This window comes from Natronomonas salina, from assembly GCF_013391105.1.
GTDB lineage: Archaea > Halobacteriota > Halobacteria > Halobacteriales > Haloarculaceae > Natronomonas > Natronomonas salina.
Map to the genome: position 1 here is coordinate 2552116 of NZ_CP058335.1, position 12224 is coordinate 2564339.

Annotated in this window: 10 protein-coding genes; 4 read left to right on the forward strand and 6 right to left on the reverse strand. The window is 72.0% G+C overall.

The genetic code is table 11. The features are described from left to right. Nucleotides 1-6: 6 nt before the first annotated feature. The 4 genes from HWV07_RS13285 to HWV07_RS13300 all read right to left on the reverse strand — a co-directional run bounded on the left by HWV07_RS13285 (nt 7) and on the right by HWV07_RS13300 (nt 5176). Complete coding sequence (locus HWV07_RS13285; RefSeq protein WP_178334768.1) at nt 7-1356, reverse strand: MFS transporter; 1350 nt, start codon at nt 1354-1356, stop codon at nt 7-9. Between the two features lie 45 nt (nt 1357-1401). Continuing rightward, the gene (locus HWV07_RS13290; protein WP_178334769.1) at nt 1402-2607 is read right to left on the reverse strand and encodes a carboxypeptidase regulatory-like domain-containing protein; all 1206 of its coding nucleotides are present in this window, start codon (nt 2605-2607) and stop codon (nt 1402-1404) included. Nucleotides 2608-2719: 112 nt separating this feature from the next. Beyond that, nucleotides 2720-3922 (reverse strand): hypothetical protein, encoded by a 1203-nt coding sequence (locus HWV07_RS13295; protein ID WP_178334770.1) that lies wholly within the window; start codon nt 3920-3922, stop codon nt 2720-2722. A gap of 84 nt (nt 3923-4006) precedes the next feature. Beyond that, nucleotides 4007-5176 (reverse strand): hypothetical protein, encoded by a 1170-nt coding sequence (locus tag HWV07_RS13300; protein WP_178334771.1) that lies wholly within the window; start codon nt 5174-5176, stop codon nt 4007-4009. A 141-nt stretch (nt 5177-5317) separates the two neighbouring features. Here HWV07_RS13300 and HWV07_RS13305 point away from each other — a divergent pair, with 141 nt between their 5' ends. Further along, complete coding sequence (locus tag HWV07_RS13305; protein WP_178334772.1) at nt 5318-5905, forward strand: TetR/AcrR family transcriptional regulator; 588 nt, start codon at nt 5318-5320, stop codon at nt 5903-5905. After that, complete coding sequence (locus HWV07_RS13310) at nt 5902-7383, forward strand: MATE family efflux transporter (protein ID WP_178334773.1); 1482 nt, start codon at nt 5902-5904, stop codon at nt 7381-7383. The genes HWV07_RS13305 and HWV07_RS13310 overlap by 4 nt, the downstream gene beginning before the upstream one ends. 47 nt (nt 7384-7430) lie before the next feature. On the opposite strand, the gene HWV07_RS13315 is transcribed toward HWV07_RS13310, so the two are convergent. Next, nucleotides 7431-7871, reverse strand: a complete 441-nt coding sequence (locus HWV07_RS13315) for a methylated-DNA--[protein]-cysteine S-methyltransferase (RefSeq protein WP_178334774.1) — start codon at nt 7869-7871, stop codon at nt 7431-7433. A 15-nt stretch (nt 7872-7886) separates the two neighbouring features. Further along, nucleotides 7887-9860 carry a DNA mismatch repair endonuclease MutL gene (gene mutL / locus HWV07_RS13320; protein WP_178334775.1) on the reverse strand — a complete coding sequence of 658 codons (1974 nt, stop codon included), beginning with the start codon at nt 9858-9860 and terminating at the stop codon, nt 7887-7889. Nucleotides 9861-9972: 112 nt separating this feature from the next. On the opposite strand from mutL, the gene HWV07_RS13325 reads away from it, so the two are divergent. Both HWV07_RS13325 and HWV07_RS13330 read left to right on the forward strand, forming a co-directional pair. Further along, nucleotides 9973-11820 (forward strand): PAS domain-containing sensor histidine kinase, encoded by a 1848-nt coding sequence (locus tag HWV07_RS13325; protein ID WP_178334776.1) that lies wholly within the window; start codon nt 9973-9975, stop codon nt 11818-11820. 42 nt (nt 11821-11862) lie between these two features. Then, nucleotides 11863-12165 carry a putative quinol monooxygenase gene (locus HWV07_RS13330; protein ID WP_178334777.1) on the forward strand — a complete coding sequence of 101 codons (303 nt, stop codon included), beginning with the start codon at nt 11863-11865 and terminating at the stop codon, nt 12163-12165. Nucleotides 12166-12224: the final 59 nt, after the last annotated feature.

The window sequence follows — 12224 nt, forward strand, 5'->3', positions numbered from 1 at the left end:
GCGGCCTCACCCGACGACGGCCGCCTCGAACTCCTCGCCGAAGACGAGGAACAGCGCGACGCCGAGCAGCCCGACGGCTGTCGCGACGGTGAAGGCGGTCTCCGGGGAGACGGCGTAGATGGCGCCGCCGACGGCCGCCGAGGGGACGACGACGACGTTGCGGACGAGGTAGTACGACCCCGTCACGCGCCCGCCCGCGCCGCGCTCCGCCGGCCCGACGACGAGCGCCTTGTGCGCGGGGAGGCCGGCGAACCGGAGCCCGGAGAAGGCGAACAGCAGCGCCAGGACGGTGGCGTCGGCGGGCGCGTAGATCAACAGCACCGGGAAGACCGCGTAGACGGCGAACCCGAGGGCGACGACGGGCTTGAGGCCGACGCGACGGGAGAGCCGCGAGACCGGGACCATCACGAGCAGCGCGACGAACATCTCGATGGCCAGCAGGACGCCGAAGTAGGCGTCCGGCGAGAGCGAGCCGACCACCGGGAGGTCGACGCCGACCGCCAGGAACTCGGTGACGACGATGACGAAGAAGACGTACACCATGCCGTTGGCGAACCGGACGAGCGTGTCGCCGAGCAAAAGCGGCCGGAGCTCGTCGGGCATCCCCCGGAGATCGTCGACGACCGACCGGACGCCCGCGAAGGACTTGCCGACGCTGTCGCCCGACGGGTCGTAGAGGACGTGCTGGACGACGGCCGCCACGAGGCCGACGACGGCGGCGACGGCGAGGACGACCCGGAAGCCGGTCTCGAAGGCGAACACGGAGAGGACGCCCGCGGCCAGCAGCGGTCCGAGGAGGAACGCCGTCCGGCGGAACGTCTCGGTGCTGGCGAAGCCGGTCGCCAGCTCCTCGGGTTCGACGGCCTGCTTGACGACGGCGAAGGTGGCCCCGAGGCCGAGGGACTTCCAGGCCTGCGCGAACAGGAGCCCGAGGAAGACGCCGACCGGGACCACGGCGGGCTCCAGCCAGCCGACGACCACCGACCGTCCCGCGACCTCGAGGGTCGTCCCCACCGGCGGGACGACGACCGTCCCGAACAGGTCCGCGAAGAGCCACACGAGGAACCCGACCGTCGAGGCGAGGCCGAACAGCGTCAGCGCCCGTCGCGAGCCGATGCGGTCGGAGAGGGCGCCACCGGGGTACGGATACACCGCCGAGACGAGGTTGCTGGCGGTGCCGAACAGGCCGATGGCGACCGCGCCGGCACCGAGGGTCGACATGTACCGCGGGACGTAGCGGCTCGTCATCTGGAAGCCGAGGCTGAACGCGAACATGGCGACCGACAGGACGAGCACGTCCCGCTCCAGGGCCAGCACCCGGCGAAGCGTCGCCCGGACCCCGTCGGCGTCGCTCATCGGTCGTGGTATCGACGGCGGGCAGAATAAAGTCGGGTGGCCCGGTCAGCGACGGGAAGCGAGCAGCACGGCACCGAGGACGCCGAGGACGGCCGCAGCGGGGCCGAAGCCTGGCAGGTCGGCCTCGGTCTCCGTCGGTCCCGGCTCCTCGGGCTGTCCGTCGTCGTCGGCGCCGGGGGTGATGCCCTCGATCGTGATCGGCGCGCTGTCGGCGTCGCCGGTGACCGCGCTGAACTCTTGGGCGCCCGCGGCCTCGATCGTGACGACGGCCTCGCCGCCGGCGTCGGTCTCGGCGACCGTCTCGCCCTGGTGGCGGATCTCGGCGCCCTCGACGGGTTCGCCGTAGGCGTTGACGACGGTCAGGCGCGTCTCCTCGCCGACGACGACGCGGGAGTTCTGCCGCTCGACGGTGAGGTTGGGGAGCCGCTGGGTGGCCGCCTCGACCGCGCGGTCGCTCTCGCGGACGGCGACCGTGGTCGTCTCCTGCACGTAGCCGTCCTTGAGGACGGTGAGGGTGTAGCGGTTGTTCACGTCGACGCTGTGGGAACTGGAGCCGCCGGTGAGCCGGAAGGTGCCGTACTCGCCCTCGCTGTCGGAGAGCCGGACGCGGGCCTCCTCGAGGGCCCGCGGCGGGTCGAAGTGGTCGTCGACGACGGTGACGTCGAGGTAGACCGACCCGCGCTCCAGTTCGAAGGACTGCTCGGTGTCGAGGCCGACCCGGTAGCGCGCGGTCTCGCGCAGGTAGCCCGGCTTGACGGCGTGGACGTCGTAGTTGCCCTGCTCGACGACGCCGGTCTCGAAGACGCCGCTGCCGTTGGTCTCGCCCTCGAGGACCGTCCGGCCGTCCTGGCGGAACTGGACGGTGGCGTCGGCGAGCGGCTCGCCGTCCGTCCCCTCGACGGTGACGATGGAGTTGCCCTTCAGGGCGACCCGGACGGTCACGTCCTGCTCCGCGGCGTCCTCGACCTCGACGGGTTCGTTGCGGACGAAGTCCTCGTGTTCGACGTCGACGGTGACGTCCGCGCCGGCGGGGACGTCGACGAAGGCCCGGCCGTTGCTCGCGGTCGTCGCGGTCGCCTCGCCGCCGTCCCACGAGGCGGTGATGTCGGCGCCGCCGACGGCGACGTCGCCCTGGTCGACCACCGAGACCGTGAGCGTGACCTGGGACCCGGTCGTTGCTGCGCCCGCCGGCGCGATACAGAGCCACCCGACCACACTGACGAGGAAAAGGAGGCGAAATACCCGTTGCATACCCGTGGATGCAGATGATACCACTTAGTTGCGTCGCCGATATCGCAGCGGAATTCCGGCGCAAGCGACGCGTTCGGCGGCGTTTCCGGGCAGCGACGGGTCCGCTAACCGGCTACGGTCGTCGCGCCGCGATCAGCGCGGCCGCGAGCGCGGCGAGGGCGCCGAGGACGCCGAAGCCGGCCCCGTCGGCGTCGGTGTCGCCCGATCCGTCCGAGCCGTCGTCGCCCGAGCCGTCGTCGGTCTGCTGGCTCCCGTCGGCGCTCGAGAGGACGACGTTCCGCGCCGAGAAGTGGTCGATGCCGACGGCCACGTCGGTCGTGGCTTCGGCGCTGGAGGACTGCTCGACGTAGTAGCGCGGCTCGTCGCCCTCCCGGGCGGACTGTTCGACCGCGCCGTAGGAGTCCGCCTGGGCGGCCGCCTCACCGTCGACGGTGACCTGGACGTCCTGGGCGTTCTCGAAGGCGGCCTCGGAGAGCGTCGCCAGGACGACCTTCCCCTGGCTCTGTGAGCGCTCCACCGTCACGTTGAGCCGGTCGCGGCTCCGGTCGGCCACCTCGACGGTCGTGTCCTGACCGTACTTGACTGTCTGGACGGTCGCGTTCTGGCCGTCCTCGGCGGCGCTCTCGCCCTCGCTCTGGCCCGCCTGGACGTACACTTCCGCGGTCGCGGTCCCGTTCTCGATCATGCGCTCGGCCTCCTCGTCGCTGTCGCTGCGCTCCTCCTGGTACTGCCGGTAGACGAGCTGGCTGTCCTGCTTGATCTCCGCGGTGACGTCGCCGTTCTCGTCGACGACGACCTCGCCGTCGCCGACGACGATGAACGTCCCCTGGCTGCCGTCGTCGTTCGAGACGACCACGCGCTTGCCGTCGTCGCCCTCGGCGCTGGCCTCGCTGCCGTCGCCGAGGTCGGCCGTGACGACCTGGGCGCCGTCGCTGGCGCGGACCTGGAGGACGCCGCGGCTGTTGTCGTGGGCCTGCATCTCGGCGCCGCTCTGGACCTCGACCGTCGCGCTGGCGCTCGCGCTGGAGGCCAACTGGAGGCCGGCGGCCCGGAAGTCGGTCGTCGACTCGAGGCTGGCGTCGAGGCCGACGCCGGCCTGGTTCCGCGCCTCGCTGGCGGACTGGACGCTCACGTTCTCGACGAGGACGTCGCCGCCGACGGCGTAGTCGGCGACGCTGCTGCCCGTCGTCCGGAACTCGACGTGTGTTCCCGCGTACGATTCCCCGTTCGCCTGCTGTCCTGCGGCCGGTGCCGCGACGCCCCCCACGAGGGAGAACGCCAGCAGCGCCGACAGCAACACTGCGCGGTGTCGCATGTCCGGAACGTACGGGTCAACCAAAATAAACTTCTTGGCCAGTAGCGGCCGACGGCGGCGCCGTCGCAGCTCCCGAACCGGCCGTTATCGACGCCGTGCGGCGACCAGCGCGGCCGCGAGCGCGGCGAGGGCGCCGAGGACGCCGAAGCCGGCCCCGTCGGCGAACGACCCGCCGTCGCCGCTGCCGCCCTCGCCGTCGCTCTGCATCCGGACGGACCGCGCCGAGAAGCTGTCGATGCCGACCGCCACGTCGGTCGTGGCTTCGGCGCTGGAGGACTGTTCGACGTAGTAGCGCGGCTCGTCGCCGTCCTGAGCCGACTGTTCGACCGCGCCGTAGGAGTCCGCCTGAGCGGCCGCCTCGCCGTCGACGAACACCTCGGTGCTCTCGGCGTTGTCGAAGGCGGCCTCGGAGAGCGTCGCCAGGACGACCTTCCCCTGGCTCTCGCTGCGGTCGACGGTCATGTTGACCGTATCGCGGCTCCGGTCGGTGACCTCGACGCTGGTGTTCTGTCCGTACTCGACGGCGTGGACGGCGGTCTCCTGGCCGTCCTCGGCGCTATCCTCGCCCTCGCTCCGGCCTTCCTGGACGTACACCTCGGCCGTCGCGGTGCCCTCCTCGATCATGCGCTCGGCCTCCTCGTCGCTGTCGCTGCGCTCTTCCTGGTACTGCCGGTAGACGAGCTGGCCGCCCTGTGCGACCTCGGCGGTGACGTCGCCGTGCTGGTCGACGACGACCTCGCCGTCGCCGATCACGATGAACGCCCCTTGGCCGCCGTCCTCCTGGGAGACGACGACGCGCTTGTCGCTGCTGCCCTCCGAGCGGGCGTCGACGCTGTCGTTCAGCTCCGCCCGGACGATCTGGTCGTCGTCGCTGGCGCGGACCTGGAAGACGCCGCGCTGGGTGTCGTGGGCCTGGAGTTCGGCGCCGCTCTGGACCTCGACCGTCGCGCTGACGTTCGCGCTGGAGGCCAACTGGAGGCCGGCACCCCGGAAGTCGGTCGTCGACTCGAGGCCGGCGCCGACCTCGACGCCGGCCTGGTTCCGCGCCTCGCTGGCGGACTGGACGCTCACGTTCTCGACGAGCACCTCGTCGTTCACGGCGTACCCGGAGATGGCGTTGCTCGCCGTGTCGAACTGGACGTGGGTCCCGCTGTAGGCCTCGGCCTCGCCCTGCTGGGCGACGACCGGCGAGGCCGCTCCGCCGATCACCGAGACGACTAGGACTACTGCGATGGCTACTGGGCTCGTTCGCATGACAGACCCTCGACAGCCATGGGGTATAAATTTCGTGGCTTCCGACAGGACATATTGACGCGGCCGTAGCCGGCCTCAGGCGCCGTGCTCCCGCGGGAAACCCGAACCGTTATTGCCCCTGACTGACTGGTTAGTCAACAGATGGTCGAGGAGACGCGCGAGCGCATCATGGACGCCACCTACCGTGCCCTCTGCGAGCACGGGTACGCCTCGCTGACGATGCAGGACATCGCCGACGAGTGCGACTGCAGCAAGTCGCTGCTGCACTACCACTTCGACACGAAGGAGGAGCTGCTGGTCGCGCTGCTGGCTCATCTCATCGACCGCTTCGAGGAGCGCGTCTCGCCCGACGGCGCGGACCCCCGGGACCAGCTGGTCGACCTGATCGACCGGTTCTGCTTCGGCGACGACCGCAGCCGCGAGGAGCACCGCGCCTTCCACGCCGCCCTGCTCGAACTCCGCGCGCAGGCGCCGCACAACGAGACCTTCCGCGACCAGCTCGAGGCGAACGACGCCCGCGTGCACGCGACGGTCACGGCCCTGATCGAACGCGGCGTCGACGAGGGGGCGTTCCGCCCGGTCGACGCCGAGCGGACGGCCGCCCACGTCCTGGCGGCCATCCAGGGGGCGCGCATCCGGTGGGTCACCCTCGGCCACGAGGCCGCGGTCGACTCGGTCCGCGAGGCCCTGGTCGGCGACGTCGTCGACGGCTGGCTGGTGACGGCGTGACCGACCGGTCGGTCGACGTCACCGACGGCGACCTGTTCAGGCCGCTGCTCGTCCTCTCGGCGCCCATCGTCGCCTCGCAGGTGCTGCAGGTCGCCTACAACCTCGCCGACACCTTCTGGGTCGGCCGCCTCGGCGCCGACGCCGTCGCCGCCCTCTCGTACGCCTGGGCCATCGTCTTCCTGATGGTCTCGGTCGGCGGCGGCCTCACCGTCGCCGGCACCGTCCTCGTCTCCCAGCACAAGGGGTCGGGCGACTTCCGGCACTCCCACCACGTCGCCGGCCAGACCGTCTCGTTCGTCACCCTGATCGCCCTCGCGTTCGCCGTCCTCGGCTACGTCGCCGCCCCCACGCTGCTCGCCCTCGTCGGCGCCACCCCGGGGACCGACCCCCACACCTTCGCGACCGACTACACCCGCGTCATCTTCCTCGGCGTCGTCTTCATGTTCTGGTTCTTCATCTTCGACGCGCTGCTGCGCGGGTGGGGCGACACCCGCACGTCGCTGTACCTGATGGCCGGCAGCGTCGCGCTCAACGTCGTCCTCGACCCGTTTCTCGTCCTCGGGTTCGCCGACAATCCCCTGTTCGCGTGGGTCGGCCTGGAGGGGATGGGAACCCAGCTCTACACGCTCACCGGCTTCGAGGGGTACGGCGTCACCGGCGCCGCCGTCGCGACGGTCGTCGCGCGCTTCTTCCCCGCCGCCATCGGCATGTACCTCCTGCTGTCCGGCGGGGTCGGTCTGTCGCCGGAACCCCGCGACTTCGTCCCCGAACTCGCGACCGTCCGGCGCATCCTCGACGTCGGCGCCCCCATCGGCGCCGAGCAGGGCCTCCGGGCCGGCGGCGTCGCGGCCATGACCGCCGTCATCGCCCTCGCCGGCGACGACGCGGTCGCCGCCTACGGCATCGTCAACCGCCTGGCCTCGCTGCTCTTCCTGCCCGCCCTCGGGTTCGCCCGCGGCACCGAGACGGTCGTCGGCCAGAACCTCGGCGCCGGCCAGCCCGACCGCGCCCGCCGGGCCGTCTACCTGGCGAGTGCGACCGTCGCCGGCGGCTTCCTCGTCCTCGTCGCGCTCGCCTACCCCTTCGCCGAGGCCATCACCGGCGCGTTCCTGCCGCCCGGGGAGACCGCCTCGTCGACCGTCGTCGAGTACGGCGCCGCCTACGTCCGCATCGCCGGCCCGGCGTACGTCTTCCTCGGCGTCTTCCAGGTCACTCTGGGTGGCTTCCGCGGCTCCGGGTCGACCCGGACGGCGATGCTGCTGTCCGTCCAGGAGCTGTGGGTGTTCCGCATCCCGCTGTCGTTCGTCTTCCTCACCGTCCTCGGCTGGGGCGTCGTCGGCGTCTGGTGGGCCGTCGCCGTCTCCTTCGTCGCCAGCGCGCTCACGACCGGGGCGTGGTTCCTGCGCGGCACCTGGACCGACGGCATCGTCGACCCCGAGGAGCTCGACGCTCCCGGCGAGATGGACGTCGCCGACTAGTCGGGAACGCCGTCTCCGGCGGTCCCGAGACAGACAGCTCTCCCGCTTCAGCCGTTCGCCCCGTCGGCGTCCGGCAAGCGGGCCTGCACCGACCCCGTCGCTATCTCCGCTTCCAGGTCGAGGAGTCGCCGCTTCGTCGCGACGCCGTCGGCCGCCGAGTACCCCTTCAGCCCCCCGTCGCTGCCGACGACGCGGTGGCAGGGGACGACCACCGGGACGGGGTTGCGCCCGCAGGCGTTGCCGACGGCGATCGGCGCGGTGTCGAGGTCGGCGGCGAGGTCGCCGTACGTCCGCGTCTCGCCGTAGGGTATCGCCGACATAGCGCGCATCACCTCGCCCACCGAGCCGTCGGGGAACGAGACCGACAGGTCGAACGACCGCCGGTCGCCCTCGGCGTACTCGCGGATCTGCGCTCGAATCTCGTCCTGGGACTCGTCGACGAACGACTCGTCGACCTCGATGGTCGTCCCGAGGAGCCGCACCTTCATCGGCCGGGCTCCGGGTCACTCACGCCGACCACCGTGGCCCGGGTAGTCGCGCTCGAAGCGCTCGGCGATCTCGTCCCGCGAGAGCTCGATGACCGTCGGCCGGCCGTGCGGGCAGGCGTAGGGGTTCTCGCAGCCGTCCAACGCCGAAAGCAGTTCGGCGACGCTCCCCTCGCGGAGCGAGGTGTTGCCCTTGATGGAGGGGTGGCAGGCCAGGTCGCCGAGCAGGTCGTCGACGACCGCCTCGACGGTGCCGGTCGGGTCGCCGTCGACGAACTCCGAGAGCAGGTCGCGGGCGAGTTCGGGGGCGTCGCCGCCGACGCGCTCGACGACGAGCGCCGGCACGGTCGTCACCGCGACGGTCCGCTCGTCGGGTCGCTGGACCCGGAAGCCGAGCCGCGAGAGCGCCTCGCCGCGGTCGTCGACCAGCGTCGCCTCGCGGGCGGTGAGCTCGAGTTCGACGGGCTCGGCGAGCGCCTGCGTGGTCACGTCGCCTGCGAACGCCTCGCGCAGCCGCTCGTAGTTCACCCGCTCGTCGGCCGCGTGCTGGTCGACCAGGACCAGGCCGTCGTCGGTCTCCGCGACGACGTAGGTGTCGTCGAACTGCCCGAGGACGTCCATCGCGGGCAGTCGGTCGAGGCCGTCGGGCGTCCCGGTCGTCTCGTCGCCTGCGAGGGTCCGCTGGGCGGGCGCGTCGCGGAACTTCCGGTCGGCCGCCGCCTCGTCTCGCCGGGCGTCGTCGGCTCGCTCCGCCCCGTTCTCGGCGGCGTCCGAGCGGGTCGGCTCGCGCCAGGCGGGCCGCGACTCGTCGGACTGCTCCGGGGCCTCCGTCTCTGTCGCGCTTCCGGAATCGGTCTGTGCAGTCGTTCGCGCCCCGTGTCTGGATTCGGTGGCTTGCGGGTCGGCATCTGTCTCCGCCCCGTCGTCCGACTCGATCTCGGTCTGCTCGGCCGCCGATCGCCCCCGCGGCGCCCGCGTCCGGAGCAGCCCCTCCTCGAGCAGCGCCGACTCGACGGCGTCCTCGACCTGCTCGCGGACGCCCTCGTCGTCGGCGAACAGCACCTCCAGCTTCCGGGGGTGGACGTTCACGTCGACGCCGCCGGGCGGGACCGCGACGTCGAGGACGGCGAAGGGGTAGCGGTCCGGCGCCAGCTGCGTCCCGTAGGCGTCGACGACGGCGTCGCGGACGACGCTCGCGGTGACGTACCGACCGTTCACGAGCGTCGTGACGTACTCGCTACCCGCGCGGTTCGTCTCGGGGTGGCTGACCAGCCCCTCGACGCCCGCGAGGGGGCCCTCGGCGTCCGCGTCGGCCGAGACGTCGATCATCGACGCCGCGACCTCGCGGCCGTAGACGGCCATGACGGCGCTCCGGCGGTCGCCGTCGCCGGTCGTCGAGAACGCCTCCCGGCCGTCGTGTTCGAGGGTGACGGCAACGTCGGGCGAGGCGAGCGCGTAGCCCGCGACGACCTGCTGGACGTGGGCGAACTCCGTCGCGTCCGTCTTGAGGTACTTCCGGCGGGCGGGGACGTTCCCGAAGAGGTCGGTCACCTCGACGGTGGTCCCCTCCGGGCAGCCGACGGGCCCGCAGGCGACGACCTCGCCGCCCTCGACGACGAGCTTCGTCCCGCGGGTACCGCTGCGGGGCTTCGTCCGGATCTCGAGGTGGGCCACGGCGCCGATGGCGTGCAGCGCCTCGCCGCGGAAGCCGAGCGTCCCGATGGACTCCAGGTCGTCGATGTCGCGGAGCTTGCTCGTTGTGTGCTCGCGGACGGCCTTGCGGGCCTCGGACTCCGACATCCCGACGCCGTCGTCGGAGACGACGATGCGCTCCGTGCCGCCGGCCTCGACCGCGACGCCGACCCGCGAGGCGTCGGCGTCCAGCGCGTTCTCCAGCAGCTCCTTGACCACCGAGGCGGGGCGTTCGACCACCTCGCCGGCGGCGATCCGGTCGCGCGTGTCGGCGTCGAGTTCCCTGATGTCCGGGCTCATGTAGCGGCGTTGCCGTGGCTGTCGGCCCCCGGAACCTAACTCTTTCCGCCCCCGATTACAGCGACCGAGGGCGACCGAACCCATTAGTCAGCAGGGTGTGTATCCGGATGCCATGGAGGACGCCGCGTCGGTCCGACTGCTGGTCGCGGGAACGGACCGCCAGCGCGCGTCCGCGGTCGCCGGGGCCATCGAGGCGTCCGGCGAGCGGTTCGAGGTGCGGACCGCGGCGTCGGACGGCGTCCGCGAGGCGCTGACGGCCTTCGACGCGGACTGCGTGGCGGGCGACGCCGCCGACGCAGCAGCGATTCTAGATATCCTCGCCGCGGAGCGGCCGGAACTGCCGGTCGTGCTGTTCTACGGGGCGAGCAGGGCGGCGGACGGCGACGCCACGGCGGCCGACGCCGGGGGACAGGTCGTCGACGTCGTTCGCGTGCCCGACGTCACGTCCGGGGCCGCCGACCCCGGCGGGTCTGGTGCCACGGCGGACGGCGCCGTGGCGGACCTCCTCGACAGCGTCGAGTCGGCGGTCGACCGGCGGGACCGGAAGTGGTACCGGTCGCTGCTCGACTCCACGTCCGACGTCATCGCGGTGCTCGGCTCCGGCGGCGAGTTCCAGTACGTCAACCGGACCGTCGAGCCGATGCTCGGCTACGAGCCCGCGGAGCTGGTGGGGCGTTCGGCCTTCGAGTTCATCCACGAGGACGACCGGGAGGCCGTCCTCGAGCGGTTCTTCGACTTCACCGCAGAGCGGGGGCCGGCGAACCCGACGGAGACGTTCCGGATCGAGGACGCCGACGGTCGCTGGCGGTACGTCGAGAGCACCGGCCAGAGCCGGTTCAGCGACGACGGGATGGAGGGGTACGTCATCTGCGCCCGCGAGGTCTCCGAGCGCCGCCGCCGCGAACAGGAGCTGGCGCGGTTCGAGACCATCGTCGAGACGGCGCCGGTCGGGCTGTTCGTCCTCGACGAGGACGGCGTCATCACGTGGGCCAACCGGGACTACGCCGAGACCCTGGCCATCCCCAGGGCGGAGCTCGTCGGCACGCCGTTCCCCGACCTCGTCGCGGCGGGGTACTACGACGAGTCGGTCCCCGAGGAGTACCTCGAGGCGGCCCGGACGCTCCTCTCCAGCGGGAACGACGTGGACGAGGTCTCCTACCCCGTCGAGACGTACCGCGGCGAGGGCGAGCCGCGGCTCCACGACGCCCACATCACCCTGCTCCCGCTGGAGGACGGGGAGTTCCGCGGCACGGTCGTCGCCTACCGCGACGTGACGAAGCAGCGGGAGTACGAGGCCGAACTCGAGCGGCAGAACGAGCGGCTCGACCGCTTCGCGTCGACGGTGAGCCACGACCTCCGGAACCCGCTGTCGGTCGCGAAGGGCCGGGTCCAGTTGGCCCGCGAGACGGGCGACCTCGAGCACCTCGACCACGTCGCGGAGGCCCACGACCGCATGGAGTCGCTGGTCGAGGGGCTGCTGTCGCTCGCACGCGACGAGGGGCGCGGCGACGAGTCAGAGCCGGTGTCGCTGGCGGAGACCGCAGCGAGCGCGTGGGAGTCGATCGACGACGCGGCGGCGTCGCTGTCGACCGCCGCCGACGTCACGGTCGTCGCCGACCCGAGCCGCCTCCGACAGCTCTTCGAGAACCTCTTCCGCAACTCGGTCGAACACGGCGCCGTCGACGGCGAACCGGTCTCGGTCACCGTCGGCCCGCTCGACGACCGCGAGGGCTTCTACGTCGCCGACGACGGCCGCGGCATCCCGCCGGCGGACCGCGACCGCGTCTTCGACCACGGCTACACGACGGTCGAGAGCGGCACCGGGTTCGGCCTCGGCATCGTCCGGACCGTCGCCGAGGACCACGGCTGGACGGTGTCGTTGGCCGAGAGCGACGGCGGCGGCGCCCGGTTCGAGGTCGAGACGGGCGGCGACAGCGGGGCCGATCCCTTCGAGCGGTGACCGGACGAAGGCTTTTGAGGGTGGTCGCCGTCGACTCCAGGTATGATAGTGATGCACGCGACGCTGCCCGTCGACCCCGACGACCGAGAGGCCGCCCTCGACCTCGCCCGCGACCTCGCCGAGGCCTCCCGCGAGGAGCCGGGCGTCGTCGACTACCGCGTGGCCACGGACGCGGACGACCCCGACACCGTCCGCATCTTCGAGCAGTACGAGGACGGCGACGCCGTCGAGGCGCACATGAACAGCGACCACTTCCAGTCCTTCCAGGGCGAGATCGCCGCCCACCTCGCCGGCGAACCCACGCTGTACCGCTTCGACGTCGAGTCGAAGACGCAGGTGATGTGAGCTCGGGGGCAGAGGCGCGGATCGGCTGACGCTCGGCTGTACCCGGTCCTCGTCCCGCG